Origin of the sequence: Sphingobium sp. (assembly GCF_048594625.1) — a bacterium.
GTDB lineage: Bacteria > Pseudomonadota > Alphaproteobacteria > Sphingomonadales > Sphingomonadaceae > Sphingobium.
Window position 1 is genome coordinate 1 of the sequence record NZ_JBMDWL010000085.1, and the last position, 16,419, is coordinate 16,419.

The 16,419-nt window shown below is 64.2% G+C and carries 17 protein-coding genes; 2 read left to right on the top strand and 15 right to left on the bottom strand.

Annotation, left to right across the window (positions count from 1 at the left end):
• The 3 genes from ACOJSJ_RS10155 to ACOJSJ_RS10165 form a co-directional block, all read right to left on the bottom strand.
• Positions 1-189, bottom strand: a 189-nt coding sequence (locus ACOJSJ_RS10155) for an FAD-dependent oxidoreductase (RefSeq protein WP_420144863.1), incomplete at its 3' end; no start/stop codon positions are given.
• Between the two features lie 17 nt (positions 190-206).
• Positions 207-608 (bottom strand): acyl-CoA thioesterase, encoded by a 402-nt coding sequence (locus ACOJSJ_RS10160; RefSeq protein WP_420144864.1) that lies wholly within the window; start codon positions 606-608, stop codon positions 207-209.
• Positions 608-1,915 carry a pyruvate dehydrogenase complex dihydrolipoamide acetyltransferase gene (locus ACOJSJ_RS10165; protein ID WP_420144865.1) on the bottom strand — a complete coding sequence of 436 codons (1,308 nt, stop codon included), beginning with the start codon at positions 1,913-1,915 and terminating at the stop codon, positions 608-610. Before ACOJSJ_RS10165 ends, ACOJSJ_RS10160 begins: the two co-directional genes overlap by 1 nt.
• A gap of 161 nt (positions 1,916-2,076) precedes the next feature.
• Here ACOJSJ_RS10165 and ACOJSJ_RS10170 point away from each other — a divergent pair, with 161 nt between their 5' ends.
• Positions 2,077-2,532 (top strand): universal stress protein, encoded by a 456-nt coding sequence (locus tag ACOJSJ_RS10170; protein ID WP_420144866.1) that lies wholly within the window; start codon positions 2,077-2,079, stop codon positions 2,530-2,532.
• 129 nt (positions 2,533-2,661) lie between these two features.
• Here ACOJSJ_RS10170 and rnr read toward each other — a convergent pair whose 3' ends face one another.
• Entirely contained in the window at positions 2,662-5,001 is a 2,340-nt protein-coding gene (gene rnr, locus ACOJSJ_RS10175) for a ribonuclease R (RefSeq protein WP_420144889.1), read from the bottom strand.
• Between the two features lie 76 nt (positions 5,002-5,077).
• Between rnr and ACOJSJ_RS10180 the strand changes: the two genes are divergently transcribed.
• Positions 5,078-5,479, top strand: coding sequence for a cupin domain-containing protein (locus ACOJSJ_RS10180; protein WP_420144867.1), 402 nt, complete (start codon positions 5,078-5,080; stop codon positions 5,477-5,479).
• A 330-nt stretch (positions 5,480-5,809) separates the two neighbouring features.
• On the opposite strand, the gene ACOJSJ_RS10185 is transcribed toward ACOJSJ_RS10180, so the two are convergent.
• The 11 genes from ACOJSJ_RS10185 to ACOJSJ_RS10235 all read right to left on the bottom strand — a co-directional run bounded on the left by ACOJSJ_RS10185 (position 5,810) and on the right by ACOJSJ_RS10235 (position 16,371).
• Positions 5,810-6,601, bottom strand: coding sequence for a LysR family transcriptional regulator (locus ACOJSJ_RS10185; RefSeq protein ID WP_420144868.1), 792 nt, complete (start codon positions 6,599-6,601; stop codon positions 5,810-5,812).
• Positions 6,598-6,996 (bottom strand): Co2+/Mg2+ efflux protein ApaG, encoded by a 399-nt coding sequence (gene apaG, locus ACOJSJ_RS10190; RefSeq protein WP_420144869.1) that lies wholly within the window; start codon positions 6,994-6,996, stop codon positions 6,598-6,600. The genes ACOJSJ_RS10185 and apaG overlap by 4 nt, the downstream gene beginning before the upstream one ends.
• A 33-nt stretch (positions 6,997-7,029) precedes the next feature.
• The gene (gene metZ / locus ACOJSJ_RS10195; protein WP_420144870.1) at positions 7,030-8,238 is read right to left on the bottom strand and encodes an O-succinylhomoserine sulfhydrylase; all 1,209 of its coding nucleotides are present in this window, start codon (positions 8,236-8,238) and stop codon (positions 7,030-7,032) included.
• Positions 8,235-9,227: a threonine dehydratase gene (locus ACOJSJ_RS10200; RefSeq protein WP_420144871.1), complete on the bottom strand. Its 993-nt coding sequence runs from the start codon at positions 9,225-9,227 to the stop codon at positions 8,235-8,237. The genes metZ and ACOJSJ_RS10200 overlap by 4 nt, the downstream gene beginning before the upstream one ends.
• A 61-nt stretch (positions 9,228-9,288) precedes the next feature.
• A complete protein-coding gene (locus tag ACOJSJ_RS10205; protein WP_420144872.1) occupies positions 9,289-9,708 on the bottom strand; it encodes a hypothetical protein in 420 nt (139 codons plus the stop codon).
• Positions 9,709-9,792: 84 nt separating this feature from the next.
• The gene (gene leuB, locus ACOJSJ_RS10210) at positions 9,793-10,836 is read right to left on the bottom strand and encodes a 3-isopropylmalate dehydrogenase (protein ID WP_420144873.1); all 1,044 of its coding nucleotides are present in this window, start codon (positions 10,834-10,836) and stop codon (positions 9,793-9,795) included.
• Positions 10,837-10,926: 90 nt separating this feature from the next.
• On the bottom strand, positions 10,927-11,661 hold the full coding sequence (recO, locus tag ACOJSJ_RS10215) for a DNA repair protein RecO (protein WP_420144874.1): 735 nt from the start codon (positions 11,659-11,661) through the stop codon (positions 10,927-10,929).
• A gap of 21 nt (positions 11,662-11,682) precedes the next feature.
• Positions 11,683-13,044, bottom strand: coding sequence for an NAD-dependent succinate-semialdehyde dehydrogenase (locus ACOJSJ_RS10220; RefSeq protein WP_420144875.1), 1,362 nt, complete (start codon positions 13,042-13,044; stop codon positions 11,683-11,685).
• A gap of 140 nt (positions 13,045-13,184) precedes the next feature.
• Complete coding sequence (gene uvrC, locus ACOJSJ_RS10225; RefSeq protein ID WP_420144890.1) at positions 13,185-15,098, bottom strand: excinuclease ABC subunit UvrC; 1,914 nt, start codon at positions 15,096-15,098, stop codon at positions 13,185-13,187.
• Positions 15,099-15,272: 174 nt separating this feature from the next.
• Positions 15,273-15,884: a F0F1 ATP synthase subunit B gene (locus ACOJSJ_RS10230; RefSeq protein WP_420144876.1), complete on the bottom strand. Its 612-nt coding sequence runs from the start codon at positions 15,882-15,884 to the stop codon at positions 15,273-15,275.
• Positions 15,877-16,371 carry an ATPase gene (locus ACOJSJ_RS10235; RefSeq protein ID WP_420144877.1) on the bottom strand — a complete coding sequence of 165 codons (495 nt, stop codon included), beginning with the start codon at positions 16,369-16,371 and terminating at the stop codon, positions 15,877-15,879. Before ACOJSJ_RS10235 ends, ACOJSJ_RS10230 begins: the two co-directional genes overlap by 8 nt.
• Positions 16,372-16,419 lie beyond the last annotated feature (48 nt).

Consider the following 16,419-nt stretch of genomic DNA (forward strand, 5'->3'; position numbering starts at 1 on the left):
CATATAGTGGAAGATTTCCGCCGAACGCAGCAGCGCCTTGGTCGGGATACAGCCCCAGTTGAGGCAGATGCCGCCCAGATTTTCACGCTCGACGATTGCGGTCTTCAGACCCAGCTGCGCGGCGCGGATCGCGGCAACATAGCCGCCGGGGCCGGAACCCAGAACGATGACATCGTAATTCTCAGCCATTGTCAGTCTTTCTAATCTTATTCCACCGGAAGCGGCGGGACGGAACGGGGCTGGCGATCTTCGCCGATCGCCACGAAAGTGAAGGTCGCCTTGGTCACGCGATAGCTGCGGTCGTCATGGCGCGCACGGCGCCATGCCTCCACATCGATCTTCATCGACGTGCGGCCGACTGACTGAAGCGTCGCGAAGACCGACACTTCATCGCCGACCACGACCGGGCGGAGAAAGGTCATGCCCTCCACCGCGATGGTCACGGCGCGGCCATGACTGTGCCGGGCAGCGACGGACCCCGCAGCGGAGTCCATCAGACTCATCAGCCAGCCGCCGAAAATATCCCCGTAGGGATTGGTATCGGTCGGCATGGCGATGACACGGATCGCCGGATGATCCAGCGGCGGTTCTTCCTCCACGAAGGCCATCAGGCGAGCATGCCGATCGGGTTTTCGACCAGTTCCTTGAACGCCTTCATCAGGCGGGCACCGTCGGCACCATCGATGGCGCGGTGGTCGAAGCTGCCGGTGGCCGACATGACGGTCGCGATCTGGAGCGTGTCGTCGACGACATAGGGGCGCTTTTCACCCGCGCCGATCGCCATGATCATCGCCTGCGGCGGATTGATGACGGCTTCGAACTGCTTGATGCCGAACATGCCCATGTTGGACAGCGAGGCGGTGCCGCCCTGATATTCTTCCGGCTTCAGCTTGCCGTCCTTGGCGCGGGCGGCCAGATCCTTCATGCTTTCCGAAATGGCGGCGACGCCCTTGCTGCCTGCATCCGACACGATCGGGGTGATGAGGCCGCCGGGGATCGACACCGCGACGCTGATGTCCGCCCGCTTGAATTGCAGCATCTGGTCGCCCGCGAACTGCACATTGCATTCGGGCACCTGAATGAGGGCGACGCCCAGCGCCTTGATCAGCAGGTCGTTGACCGACAGCTTCACATTGCGGCTGGCAAGACCAGCGTTGAGTTCGCCGCGCAGTTTCAGCAGCTTGTCGAGCTGAATGTCGACGGTCAGGTAGATGTGCGGCACCTGCTGCTTGGATTCTGTCAGGCGGCGCGCGATCGTCTTGCGCATGCCGTTGAGCTTGATGACCTCATGCGGAATGCCGAAGTCCTGCGCGGCGACGGCGACCGGCGCCGGAGCGGCGGCAGCGGGTCCGGACGCAGCAGCAGGGGCAGGGCCAGCAGCAGCCGGAGCCGCGGCGCCGGGCTTGGCGCTTTCGACGTCGGCCTTGATGATGCGGCCATTGGTGCCGGTGCCGGTGATGCTGGCAAGGTCGATGCCCTTCACTTCGGCAAGGCGGCGGGCCAGCGGGCTGGCCTTCACGCGGTCACCGGACGATATGGCCGGGGCTGCGGCAGCCTTGGCAGGCACGACGTCAGCCTTGGGCGCGGCGGCCTCAGCCTTTTCAGGGACCGGATCGGCCTTGGGCGCGGGTGCGGCTTCACCGCCACCGGCGGCGGCTGCGGCGACATCTTCGCCTTCTTCTGCGATGATGGCGATGACGGTGCCGACCTTCACGCCTTCGGTGCCTTCGGACACCAGAATCTTGGCCACGACGCCTTCGTCGACCGCTTCAAATTCCATCGTCGCCTTGTCGGTTTCGATTTCGGCCAGCAGGTCGCCCGACGACACGGTGTCGCCTTCCTTCACCAGCCATTTGGCCAGCGTCCCTTCCTCCATGGTCGGGGACAGAGCGGGCATCTGGATCGTCTTGCTCATGCTTTCGGGCCTCTTCTTGGCTTTTGCGGCTTTGGTCGTTGGCCTCATGTCTTCACCCATTCGCCGAATTGGTCAAGCGACGCCTTGCCAGACGCGATTTTATCGCCCACATTTCACCTCTATGGTTAGTTGAGCCATCAACCGGCAACAGGGGCTGGAAAATGCGGACATATCTGGTCGTCGTGGACGAATCGCCCGAAGCCGAAACTGCGCTGCGTTTCGCGGCCCGGCGCTCGGCCAAAACGGGTGGTGCGGTACGCATTCTGGCGCTGATCCCGCCCGCCGAGTTCGTGCAATGGGGCGGCGTTCAGGCGACGATGGAGGATGAGGCGCTGCAACGGGCCGAGGCGCTGGTGACCAGCGCGGCGGGCACGCTGACCGACGAATCCGGCATTCGCCCCAGCATCACCGTGCGTCAGGGCGATGCCGTCGCCGTGGTGCGCGGCACGCTGGAGGAAATGGACGATGTCGCGGCACTGGTGCTGGGCGCAGCGGCCAGCGGCAATCCGGGCAAGCTGGTCACCCATTTTGCCGGGGCGGACGCGGGCAAGCTGCCCTGCCCCCTGATGATCATTCCGGGCGGGCTGGATAGCGACGCGATCGACAGGTTGAGCTGAACAGCGTTTGTTTCGAGCGATGCCGGAGACAGGCTGAGGCAGCGCCTGTCGTTTCTCGACTACGCTCGGAACGAGCGGAGGGTGTGTGCTCGAAACGAACGGAAGTTATACGCTCAAGACGAAGGGCGGTTACTTGCGATGCTTGCCGCGTTTCGACCCGATGTGGCGGATATTTTTGGGACGGCCGCGATGGACGACGCCGGGACGGGTGCGGTCACGCTTCATCGGGCCGCCGCGCGACGCTGGGCTGTCGGGCAGTTCGAAACGGAGCGATCCGTTAATCGGGTCGGCCTCCGCCAGTCGCAGCTCAAGGCGCTGACCGACCGAGTAGCGATCTCCGCTTTCGACGCCCTGCAACGCCCTGCCCGCTTCGTCATAGAAAAAATGTTCCGCACCCATGGTCGACACCGGGACCAGGCCGTCACCGCCCAACCCTTCCACCGTCGCGAAGAAACCGAAATTCTGGACGCCGGTGATGCGGGCCTGCACGATTTCGCCAACATGGGCGGCAAGGAAGGCGGCGACATAACGGTCCACGGTCTCCCGCTCCGCCTCCATCGCGCGCCGTTCATGGCCGGAAATCATTTCGCCGACCCGGCCCATATTCTCATAATCATCCTGACTGAGCGATGAGCGTTCGGGAATATCCTTCCCCTTGGGCGCGGGCAGTTCCAGACCATGGGCGCCAACAAGCGCGCGATGGACCAGCAGGTCGGCGTAGCGACGAATGGGCGAGGTGAAATGGGCGTAACTGCCCAGCGCCAGTCCGAAATGGCCCATATTCTGGGGACCATAATAGGCCTGGGTCTGGCTGCGCAGGATCTGTTCCATGATCTGCGGCTTTTCCTCCATATCGCCGACCTTTGCGATCAGCTGATTGAAGGTCGAGGGACGCACCACCTGTCCCAGCGCGAAGGGGATGTCGAAGGTGGCGAGATAATCCTTGAGCGCCACCAGCTTGTCGCGGCTGGGCGGTTCGTGGATGCGGTACATGACCGGCGCCTTCTTCTGCTCCAGCGCCTTGGCCGCCGCGACATTGGCGGCGATCATATAATCCTCGATCAACATATGGGCGTCGAGCCGTTCGCGCACGGCCACGCTGACGATCTTGCCATGGTCGTCCAGCACCACGCGCCGTTCGGGCAGATCGAGCGCCAGCGGATCGCGCGCGTCCCGCGCCTTGCGCAGCAGCGCCCAGCAGGCCCAGAGCGGTTTCAGCGCGGCATCGAGCAACGCGTCAGCCTGTAGGCGCGAGTCCGTCGCAGCGCCCTCCTCCGCCGGTGCACCATCGATGGCCGCCTGCGCATCTTCATAGGCCAGTACCGCCGCCACGCGGATGACGGCGCGGGTGAAGCGCCACGCCGTCACCTTGCCCTGGGCGTTGATGGTGAGGTGACAGGCCATGGCTGCACGGTCCCGCCCGGCGCGCAGCGAACACATATCGGACGACAGTTCATGCGGCAGCATCGGCACGACCTGATCAGGGAAATAGACGCTGTTGCCGCGTTTGCGCGCTTCCTTGTCCAGCGCGCTGCCGGGGCGGACATAATAGCTGACGTCCGCGATGGCGACGATCGCCCGATAGCCACCGGGGTTGCCCGCATCATCATCCGGCGCGGCCCAGACCGCATCGTCATGGTCGCGGGCATCGACGGGATCGATGGCGAGAATGGGGAGGTGACGCAGATCCTCGCGCTTATCCTCATGCAGCGGCAGGGCGGACGCCTTTTCCGCTTCTTCCTCGACACGATCAGGAAAGACATGGGGGATGCCATGTTTGTGGATCGCGATCATGCTGAAGCTGCGCGGGGCGAAGGGATCGCCGAGAATGTCCGTGACGCGGGCGGAAATGCGCGGCGGGCGGCCATGGGGTTCGGCCAGCACCAGATCTCCGGGCTTTGCTTCGCCGACGTCGCTGATCGGCGTATCTTTTCGAATACGCTTGTCGACCGGTCGCAACCACAGCTTGCCATCGGCCATTTCCTCCACCACGCCCAGCAACTGCTCGCTGGACTTGGCGAGTTTCTTCATGACATGGGCAACCCAGCCGCGCCCGGCCTCCTCCGTTCGGGCGAGGATGCGGTCGCCGATGGTCAGGGCGCCGCGCTTGCCCCGTTCGATGACGCGCAAGCGGGGAGCGGGCTGACCTTCGGCCTCCCACCGTTCGGGGGTGGCGATCAGGGTGGTGTCGTCGACATCGACGATGCGCAGCACCGTGACTTTGGGCACCCCGCCCATCTTGTGGAAGGCGCGGGCCGGGCCGATGTCGATCAGCCCTTCATCCGCCATATCCTTGAGCAGCGCCTTGAGCGCGATCTTTTCCTGCCCCTTGAGACCGAAGGCCTTGGCGATTTCACGCTTGCCGGCGGGCTGTTCGGACGAGGTGATGAATTCCACCACCTGATCGCGGGTCGGAAAGCCGGCGGGGCGGACTTTTTCGGGCTTCTTGTGTTTCTGGGTCGATGCCATGGACCAGCTATAGGGACGGGTCACCGCCGATGCCAGCGATATGGCGGAGCAGCCGCCCCGCTTCGTTGGAGCGGACATGAACGCCCTGATCCTGATCGCCGCCGCGACGAGTGCCGCCGCCCCTTCCCCGACGCCCGTCCAGAAGGATGGCGCGGAACATTATGTCTGGGGCGGGGTGAATGATGGCTGGCATCTGGTGAAGCGCGACGACCTGTCGGTGATAGAAGAGCGGATACAGCCCGGCGCGGCGGAAGTGCGCCATTATCATGTGAAGGCGCGCCAGTTTTTCTATGTGCTGTCGGGCGAACTGACCATGGAAGCGGCGGGGACGACGCATCGGTTGACGGCCGGGCAAGGGATAGAGATCGCGCCGGGCGTACCGCATCAGGCGCAGAACCGGGGCACCACGCCGGTCGAGATCATGGTGACGTCTTCGCCCAAAAGCCATGGCGACCGGGTCGAAGCGCCATTGCGCTGACGGGGATGGCGGAAGGAAGGAGCCTCGACATTCGGGGCTAGGCAGGTGGCTGAACCCGGACAGCGTGGCCGCGGTTTGTGGAGCGGCGTTCCCTTAACTTCGCACTTTTCCCGCTTATTTCGACATTTATGTGCTGAAGTTTGGAATTTAATTTCCAACAATGGCTGTTTGTGCATCGGCTCTGTTCCACATCATCGGCGTAGTGCCAGTCGCTTCTCGACAGGCTTGAAGCGAACGGGGTGAGGAGGAGAGAAGCGAGCGAGGTGAAAGTAACGGAAGCGAATGGTGTGAGGGTAACAAATGCATAACTGATAGGAAAGCGGTAGGCCTTTACGCCGTCAGCGCCTCGACCAGCGCCTTCACCTTCTTCTGCCGCCATTGGGGCAAGGGCGCGATCAGCCAATAGGCCAGCAGGGTCGGCATGGTGTCGCCTACCTGTTTCACCCGGCCTGCCTCCAGATCCGCCTGCGCCAGCAGCAGCGGTACGCGGGCACGGCCAAAGCCGCTGGCCGCCGCCTCGATCGCCAGACCGCCATCGGCGACGCGAATGACGGAAGGCTTGTCGCCCGACGGGCAGCCCGGCCAGTCGATGCGATGATCGGGACCGCCAGCCGCTGCCTCCACCGTGACATAGAGCGCTTCTCCGATCTTGATCCCTTCATGCTCCCCCGCCCCGTCGGTCAGGCGCAGCGCGATGTCGAGATTGGCCTCTGTGAAATCGAGCGCTTCGTCGGCGGCGATCAGCTGAAAGGTCAGGTCGGGCTGGCTGGCGGCATAGGCGGCCAGACGCGGCTGGAGCCATTTGCCGCTGATATCGCGGGGCGCGGCGATGGTCAGCGCATTGCTGGACTGGCCCGCCTGCATCGCGCGGACGGCTTCCTCAAATTCCAGAAAGCCCGCGCGCAGGGCATCGAGGCCCGCTTCAGTTTCCGGAGTGAGTTCCAGCCCCTTTGGCGTGCGGCGGAACAGAACCACGCCCAGCATATCTTCCAGCGCGCGAATCTGTTGCCCGACGGCGGCAGGCGTGACGGCAAGTTCGTCCGCCGCGCGGGTAAAGGACAGGTGCCGCGCCGCCGCATCCAGCACGCGCAGGCCGTTCAGCGGCAAATGGGTCCGCTTCATTCGGCCACCGCCGGTGCGATCAGCGCGAAATGGGGGATGGCGACGTCCAGCATGTCACCGCCGATACCGATCATGCGATAGCTGCCCTTCATCGATCCGGTCGGCGTGCCAAGCGGGCAACCCGATACATAGTCATAGCTTTTCCCCGGATGCACCACCGGCTGTTCGCCGACCACGCCATCGCCATCGACCCGATGCTGCGCCCCGCGCCCGTCGGTGATGATCCAGTGGCGGGTCAGCAACTGCACCGGTTGATACCCCTGATTTTCAATGCGGATATGATAGGCCCAGAACCAGCGACCCCGGTCCGGCTCCGACTGTTCGGGCAGGAAGGTGACGGCGACATGCACGGTAATATCCCGCGTGGTCGCGTGAAAGGGGAAGAGTGCGTTCACGGTGTCAGAAATGCGCCCTAACCCCCTGTCCCGTCAACGGCCTATCGCGCGCAGCGCCTGATCGAGATCGGCGATGATGTCGTCCGCATCCTCAAGCCCCACATTCAGGCGCAGCATGTCTTCTGTGATGCCGACTTCCAGCCGCGCTTCTTCCGCCATGCCGAAATGGGTGGTGGAGGCCGGATGGGTCATCAGCGAGCGCGAATCACCGATATTGTTGGAAATATCGACCAGTTCCAGCGCGTTGAGCAGGCCGTGCGCCTCCGCCCGGCCGCCGCCGACATAGATGGAGAAGATCGGCCCAGCGGCCTCCATCTGCTGCATGGCGAGCGCGTGCTGGGGATGGCTGGGCAGGCCCGGATAATTGACCTTGGCCACGCGGCCTTCGAGGAATTGCGCGACTTTGAGCGCATTGTCGCTCTGGCGGCGGATGCGCAGATCCAGCGTTTCCAGCCCCTTCAGTACGACCCACGCGTTGAAGGCGCTGAGCGTCGGGCCGGTGTTGCGGTGGAAGGGCAGCAGGACATTGTCGATCCAGTCGCGCGTGCCGCAAATGGCCCCGGCCAGGACACGCCCCTGCCCGTCCATCATCTTCGTCGCGCTATAGGCGACGACATCCGCGCCGTAATCCATCGGCCGCTGAAGCGCGGGCGAGGCGAAGGCATTGTCCACCACGCTGGTGATGCCATGCGCCTTTGCAATGGCGCAGACGGCGGCGATGTCGACAATGTCCATCGTCGGGTTGGCGGGGGTTTCGAAGAAGAAGACCTTCGTATTGGGCTTTACCGCCGCTTCCCATGCTTCGGTAAGATGGCCGTCTATCGTCGTGGTTTCGATGCCGAATTTGGGCAGCAGCGTGTCGACCAGCCAGCGGCAGGAGCCAAAGGCGGCCTTGGCCGCGACGACATGGTCGCCCGCCGACAGCTGGCACAGCAGGGCGGCGGTCATGGCGGCCATGCCGGTGGCGGTGGCGCGGCAGGCCTCTGCTCCTTCCAGCAGGGCGATGCGCTGTTCCAGCATTTCGACCGTCGGATTTTGCAGGCGGCTATAGGTCATGCCCTGCTGTTCACCGGCGAAGCGCGCGGCGGCGTCCTCCGCCCGGTCGTAGCAATAGCCGCTGGACAGGAACAGCGCTTCGGAGGTTTCACCCCATTCGCTGCGCGCCGTGCCGCCACGGATCGCCAGGGTCGCGGGCTTCCACTTGCTCGTGATTTCGGGGTTCTGACCGCTTTTCCGCTTCATATCGCCTTCCGCAATTCCACCTGCGGCGTTGCGCCGCTCAATATCTCCGCCATCTGGCTCATGTCGCCATTACCGCCCGACAGGATTACCGCAACCTTCTTGCCCTGCATCGCGTCCTTTTCTTGCAGCAGGGCGGCAAGCGCGACGGCACCCGCACCTTCGGCCAGATTATGCGTGTCCTGCCAATAAGCGCGGATCGCGCCCGCCACTTCATCGTCGGTGACCGCGACGAAACGGTCGGCGCGCGGCCCGAAATAGTCGAGCGCCGCCTGAACCGGGGTACAGACCGCCACGCCATCGGCAAAGGTATGGGCGCTGGGCGATGCGATCAGGCGGCCTGCCTCGAAACTGCGCTTCGCGGCATCGACATGGGCGGAAACGACGCCGACGACCTTCGTTTTCAGGCCCAGCGCGTCGCGGGCGGCGATAGTGCCGCACAGGCCCGATCCGCAGCCGACGGGAACGTAGACGGTGTCGAGGTCCGGCACGGCGTCGAACAGTTCAAGGCCATAGCTCGCCACGCCGCGCACCAGCTGTTCATGATAGGCCGGGACCATGAACAGGCCCTTCTCCTCCGCCATGCGAACGGCCTCCGCCTTGGCGCTGTCGAAATCATGGCCATGTTCGATGAGGTTCGCGCCGAACGCCCGCATCGCTGCGTTCTTTTCCAGCGCATTGCCATGGGGCACGATGATCGTGGCGGACAGGCCCGCTGCGGTCGCCGCGCGCACCTGTGCCTGACCATGATTGCCGCGCGTGGCGGTGATGATGCCGGTCACTTCCGGGTGAGTGCGGCGCAGCCAGTCGATATAGGTGATCGCCCCGCGTACCTTGAACGCGCCGGTGGGCGTGTGATTTTCATGCTTCACCCACAGGTCGCAACCAGACCGGCGCGCCAGCAGCGGCCAGGCATATTGCGGGGTCGGCGGCACCTGAGCATGAACCATGTCGGCGGCGGCGCGCAGTGAAGCGAGGGTGAAATCGTTCATGCTGTGCCCTTATCCATCCGGCCGCCAGTGCGACAGGACCGTTCGGGCGGAATTGGACCGGTCAGGCCGCGCGCAGCGTGGGCGCGGTGAAGAGCGGGTGGAGATGATCCTCCTCCCACTCCATACGTTCGTGCAGGCCATTTTGCAGCGACAGGACGGCGGTGCGATAGCCGGGCCAGTCCTGCGCGATCTGCGCCGGGGTCCAATATTCGATATGATCGCTGTAGCGCAGGAACAGCGCGACCATGGCGCGGCTATGTTCGCGCAGGATGCGGTCGGTTTCCGGCGTGACGGGCGTGCGACGCAGGGATGCGATCATGCCGTCTTCCTGCGCCATATGTTCGCGGAAAAGCTGAGAAAATGCGGTGCGCAGACGGGCGACCATCGCCATGTCTTCAACCCGTGCCGTCTGCATGACATGCGCGAAATTGCGCATTGCCATGCGCAGGCCGTCATGCGCCTGAGCCAGTTCCGTATGCATTTTGCGTCCCCATTTTTCGATTAGATCGGCACGGGGACGCAAAACTTAAATTTTTCTTCGCCTTATGCGACGAACTGAACAGATTTAGAGAGCGGCGAGGACCGCGTCGCCCATTTCCACCGTGTTCATCGTGCCGCCCAGATCGGGCGAACGGGCGCCGCCGGCCAGCGCCTTCGCCACCGCCGCTTCGATGCGGTCGGCCTGTTCGGGCAGGTTCAGCGAGTAGCGCAGCAGCATCGCGGCCGACAGGATGGTAGCCAGCGGATTGGCCTTGCCCTGTCCCGCAATGTCGGGCGCGGAACCGTGGATCGGTTCATACAGACCCTGACCGCTGCCGTTGAGCGTCGCCGACGCCAACATGCCGATGGAGCCGACGCACATGCTCGCCTGATCCGACAATATGTCGCCAAACAGGTTGCCAGTGACGATGACGTCGAACTGGCCGGGATTGCGGACCAGCTGCATCGCGGCATTGTCGACATACATGTGCGTCAGCGCCACGTCGGGATATTCGGCCGACACGGCGATCACCACGTCGCGCCACAGCTGGCTGGTTTCCAGCACGTTCGCCTTGTCCACCGAGCAGAGCTTGCCGCGGCGGGCGCGGGCGGCCTGAAAACCGGCATGGGCGATGCGGCGCACTTCGGCTTCGTTGTAGGACATGATGTCATAGCCTTCGCGCAGGCCGTCGGCGGTGGTGCGGAAACCCTTTTCGCCGAAATAGACGTCGCCATTGGTTTCGCGCACGATCAGCAGGTCGATGGAACCCGCGACTTCCGGCTTCAACGCGCTTTCATGCGCCAGTTCGGGGAAGACCTTAGCCGGGCGCAGGTTGGAGAAGAGGCCCAGTTCCTTGCGCAGGCCCAGGATCGCCTGTTCCGGGCGCAGATGCCGTTCCAGCGCGTCGCAATCCGGATCGCCCACCGCGCCGAACAGGATGGCGTCCGCGCGCTTGGCTATTTCCAGCGTTTGCGGGGGCAGCGGATGGCCGACCGCCTTATAGGCCGCGCCGCCGACCAGACCGTCTTCATAAGTCAGGCCATCGATCGCCAGCGCGTCAAGCACGCGCTTTGCCTGTGCGACGATTTCGGGACCGATGCCGTCTCCGGGAAACAGGGCGATCAACATAGAGGCTTCCTTATAATATGTTCGGACTGCGCCACGGCTTGTAATTATGGGGCAGATTGTCGGCCCTGGCCTTTGCAGAACGATCCCGCTTTAGGCAACCGCTCTTTTCAGGCGATCGACCAGTCTTTCGCGTGCGGCGAGCATGTCGGCGCGGCGATCCGTCAGGACCGATCGTTCGAGGAAGAAGCCGGTGAGGCGCAGGCCGTCGAGTATCTGGTCCCAGTCGCCCATCCCGCCTTCGGTCAGAAAAGGCGGCAGGGGCAGCAGGCGGTTTTCATAGCCGACTGCGCCTGATCGGCTGACCGCCGCCGCGCTGCGCGGACTGACATAGGCAAGGTCTTGCGCATCGCCCGACGCAGCGCATCGGGTGAGGTCGAGGCCGAAGCCGAGTTCGGCGAGCAGCAGCAGTTCGTAACGAACCAGTGCCACCGCCCAGCCCCGCGCCGCTGGCGCAGCCTCCACCGCGTCCAGTACGGCGCCAAGCGCCTGATGCAACGCGGGATAGGGCGTGCCTTCCGGCAAGGCGGCGGCGGTGAGCGCGCAGCTCCAGTCGATGGCGACGGCGGGCAGCGGTTCGGCCAGCAGGGGCGCGCGGCTGTGGGCGAGTTCGACGGTGAGGCCCGCCAGCTGATCTTCGGTGCGGGCGCGAAAGTCGGCCTTCACGATATTGCCGGGCAACAGGACCGGACGCATCGCCCGCGACCGCCCGCCCCTGACATAGCCGGGCAGCAGGCCATGATCGGGCGTCAGCAGCCGCGCGATCGCGCCATGTTCGCCATGATGGCGCACGGCGCAGACGATGGCGGATGTAACGAGGCTGGGCATGATGCCAGCCTTAGTCGCAAGTCATCCCGGCCGATAGACGCTCTTGAGATTCATGAATTCGTGCAGACCCTGAGGGCCAAGTTCGCGGCCATGGCCGGAGCGCTTGACGCCGCCGAAGGGCGCTTCGGGAGCCGAGGCCATCATCCGGTTGACGGCAGTCATGCCGGCCTGAATATCGCGGATGAAGCGCGCCTCCTCCGCCGGGTCGTTCGTCCAGACCGAGGAGCCAAGGCCGTAGGGAATGGCGTTGGCGATGCCGATCGCGTCGTCCAGATCGGTCGCACGGAACAGCATGGCGACGGGTCCGAAAATCTCCTCCCCCATCAGCGCAGGATCGGTGGGCACATCGGTCAAGATCCCGGCGTTCATATAGGCACCCGGTCCGGGCAGCGTTTCACCACCGATCAGGGTCGCGCCCGCCGCCTTCATCTTCCATATCTGTTCCTGCACGGTGCGGCGCTGTTCCTCGCTGGATAGCGGCCCCATGTCGGTCGTGTCGTCGAAGGGATCACCGGCCTTCACCGCCTGCATCGCGGCGGCGTAGCGATCCAGAAACGCGTCGTAAATGTCGGCATGGACGATCATGCGCTTGCCGCAGATGCAGGATTGACCCGTATTCTGGATGCGGGCGGTGACCGCCTGCTTCACCGCCGCGTCGAGATCGGCCGAGGGCATGACGATGAACGGGTCCGCCCCGCCCAGTTCCAGCACGACCTTCTTGAGCGCCCTGCCCGCCTGTTCGGCGACGGCACGGCCCGCGCCTTCGCTGCCGGTCAGGGTGACGGCGGCGACCCGATCGTCCGCAATGATCGCGGCGACGGCATCCGACCGGATCGGCAGATTTTGAAAGAGGCCATCGGGCGCGGCCACCACGGACATCATGTCCTGAATGAGCGCGGCGACGCCCTGTACATTGCTGGCATGTTTGAGCAGGCCGACATTGCCCGCCAGAATGCAGGGTGCGAGGAAACGGGCGACCTGCCAATAGGGGAAAGTCCACGGCATCACCGCCAGCACCGGACCGATGGGAAGCCAGTGCAGGTCCGCCCGGCCGCCTGACGCCAGTGCAATACTGCCCCCCGTCAGCATCGCGGGACCATCCTGCGCGAAATGACGGAACAGGGCCACGCATTTGTCGACCTCCGCCAGGGCGGATTTCAGCGTCTTGCCCATTTCGAGCGTCGCCATGCGCGCCAGCCGATCGCGATTATCCGCATAGGCATTGGCAAGGCCGGACAGCAGCGCCGTGCGTTCCGACAGGTCGCTCTTGCGCCACACGTCGAACGCAGCGGTCGCGCGGTCCAGCGCGGCGTCAACCTGCGCATCGGTCAGCGCGGCGTGCGTGGCGATGTCTTCTCCGGTGGCGGGGTTGATGCTTTTCATGTGGGGAGGCTCCATCCGGGAAAGGTCGCGGCAAAGGGCGCCGCGCGGTCACAACCCGTAAATGGGGCCGAAGTTCACACCGTCAATGGGAGGGGGGCAACGGAAGGGGAGCAATGCGAAGGATGGGAAGACCCACCCCTTCACCCGTGGAAATAATCATAGACCTGTTGCGCCACCGCCTTCGACACGCCTGGCGCCTTTACCAGATCGTCCAGCGCGGCGTCGCGCACGGCGCGGGCGGTGCCGAAATGCATCAGCAGCGCCTTCTTCCGCGCGGGACCGATGCCGGGTACTTCGTCCAGCGAGGACATAGTGATCGCCTTGCTGCGCTTTGCCCGATGCGCACCGATGGCGAAGCGGTGCGCCTCATCACGCAGGCGCTGAAGGTAGAAGAGTACCGGATGATTGAGCGGGAAAGTGATTTCCCGGCCGTCCAGCAGGTGGAAGACTTCCCGTCCGTCGCGGCCATGATGCGGCCCCTTTGCGACGCCGATCATGGTCACATCCTCTATGCCCATTTCCTCCAGCATGGTGCGCGCCGCCGACAGCTGTCCCTTGCCGCCGTCGATCAGGACCAGATCGGGCCATTCGCCGCCGTCGCGATCCGGGTCTTCCTTTTGCGCGCGCCCGAAGCGTCGTTCGAACATCTCACGCATCATCGCGAAATCGTCGTTCGAAATTTCCGGGTTCTTCATGTTGAACTTGCGATAGGCGTTCTTGCGGAAGCCCTCCGGCCCCGCGACCACCATCGCACCCAGAGCATGCGCGCCCTGAATATGGCTGTTATCGTAGATTTCGATACGGTCGGGGACGCCCTCCAGCCCGAAAGCCTCAACCATTTCGTCGAGGATGCGGCCCTGACTGGTGGTTTCGGCAAGACGTCGGTCGAGCGCCTCCACCGCATTGCGTTGCGCCTGTTTGATAAGGCGGGTGCGGTCGCCGCGCTGGGGCACCTCAATCCGTACCTTGCTGCCCAGCCGTTCGGTGAGCGCCAGCGCCATCAGTTCGCATTCGGCCGGTTCGCGGTCGGTCAGGATCAGCTTGGGCGGCGGCACTTCCTCATAAAATTGCGCCATGAAGCTTTCCAGCACCTCCTCCGTCGCAACGTCGGCGGTATGGACAGGAAAAAAGCTGCGATGGCCCCAATTTTGACCGCCGCGGATGAAGAAGGCCTGGATGCACATCGCCCCGCCCTTTTCCGCCAGCGCGAAGATGTCGGCGTCGCCAAGCCCCTCCGCATTGATCGCCTGCGACCCCTGAATGAAGGTCAGGGCCTTGAGCCGATCGCGGATCATCGCGGCCTGTTCGAAGTCCAGCGATTCCGCCGCAGCCTCCATCGCCGCGCCGAGCTTCTTCTGCACGGCGGTCGATTTGCCGCCCAGAAAATCCTGCGCGTCGCGGACCAGTTCGGCATAGCCGCCTTCGTCTATGCGGTCGACGCAGGGGGCTGAGCAGCGCTTGATCTGATAAAGCAGGCAGGGGCGCGACCGGTTGGAAAAGAAGCTGTCGGTACAGCTACGCAGCAGGAACAGCTTTTGCAGCGCGTTGATGGTCCGCGTGACCGATCCGGCACTGGCGAAGGGGCCGTAATAGCGGCCCTTATATTTGCGTGCGCCGCGATGCTTCTGGACGCGGGGGAAGGCATGATCTTCGCGTAACAGGATGAAGGGGAAGCTTTTGTCGTCGCGCAGCAGGACGTTGTAGGGCGGGCGATAGCGCTTGATCAGCTGCGCCTCCAGCAACAGCGCTTCGGCTTCGCTGTTGGTGGTGACGATGGTCATGCTGCGCGTCTGGGCGACCATGCGTTGCAGACGTTTCGACAGACGATCGACCTGCGTATAATTGGTCACGCGGTTCCGCAGCGCCCGCGCTTTCCCGACATAGAGCACATCGCCGCGCGCATCATGCATGCGATAGACGCCCGGACGGGTCGGCAGCGTCCTGAGCGTGGTGCGGATCGCCTCCACCCCGGCGTCGATGTCCGGCTGGCTGCCGGTGACGGTATAGGTCGCCTTGTCTTCGTTGAATCGATCGGGGGATTGCGGGCCGGACATGGGGGCAGACATAGCGCGCGGCGCGCCTTTCGCAATGGCGCGCCTGTGTCCGCGATGCGTGACGCGGGCATGAAATCGCCACGCATCGCCGAAAAAAGAAAAGGGCCGAAAAAGGAAAAGGGCTGGTGCGACGATACGCACCAGCCCTTTTTCATGATCCCCGGATCTGGCCGATCAGTTGATCGTGCCAATACCCGAAATCGCGCTGTCGACCAGCGCCTTGTCCGCCTTCGCATCATGGCCCTGCGCGATCAGCGCGGCGGCGGCGGCGGTCGCTGCGTTCACGGCCTTTGCACGGATGCCCGCGATGGCGGCGCGTTCGGCGGCGCCGATCTTGTCTTCCGCCATCTTTTCACGGCGGGCGACGAGCGCTTCGGCATTGACCTTTGCGTCGGCGATCAGCCCTTCGGCTTCATGTTCAGCCGCCTTGCGCATGGCGTCGGCTTCGCCGGCCGCGGCGGCCAGCCTGGCTTCATATTCGCGCTTGAGCGTTTCGGCTTCGGCGCGCAGCTTCGCGGCTTCGGCCAGCTGTTCCTTGATCTGCGCGATGCGGCCGTCCAGCGCGCCGCCGATCAGGGCAGGCACCTTCTTGACCAGCAGGATGACGATGAACGCGGCCATCGCCAGGCTGACCCAGGCGGTGGCGTCCATGCCGACCGCCTTGGGATCGGTATGGGGTTCGACGCCTTCATGCGCGACGGTGCCGACCGGTTCCATGCCTTCGCTGTGAATTGCCTGGTTCAAGTGGGGAACCTCCGCTGCGCTATGCGATGCTGCCTCAGCCATGGGCCAGTGCCGCCTTTACTGCGTTGCGGGCTGCATCGTCGGACGCTTCCACGCCGGAAATGCGAGCCACCATGTCGCGCGCCGCATCGGCGGCGACGGTTTCGATTTCTGCCATCGCGGCTTCGCTGGCGCCCTTGATACGGGCTTCTGCGGCGGCGATCCGATCGGCGACGATGGCGTCGGCGGCGGTCAGACGGACTTCGGAAGCCTTGGCGGCTTCGCTCTTGGCCTTGGCCAGCGTCGCCTGAGCGGCAGTGCGGTTGGCCGCGTCACGGGCGCGGTAATCCGCCTCCGCTTCGTCGGCACGGGCGAAGGCCGCCTTGGCAGCGTCCAGATCGCCACTGATCTTTGCGTCGCGCGCGTCCGCCGTACCCTGAACCTTTGGCACCATGCCAAGGCCAATGATGAAGAAGACGAAACCGAAGGTGACCAGCAGCCAGAAAATCTGACTGGAATAGGTTTCGGCAATTTGCGCGATTTGAGGCATTTTCGGTCCGTCCGATCAGAGGGCGGTCAATAAGGGAAACGGGCAGAG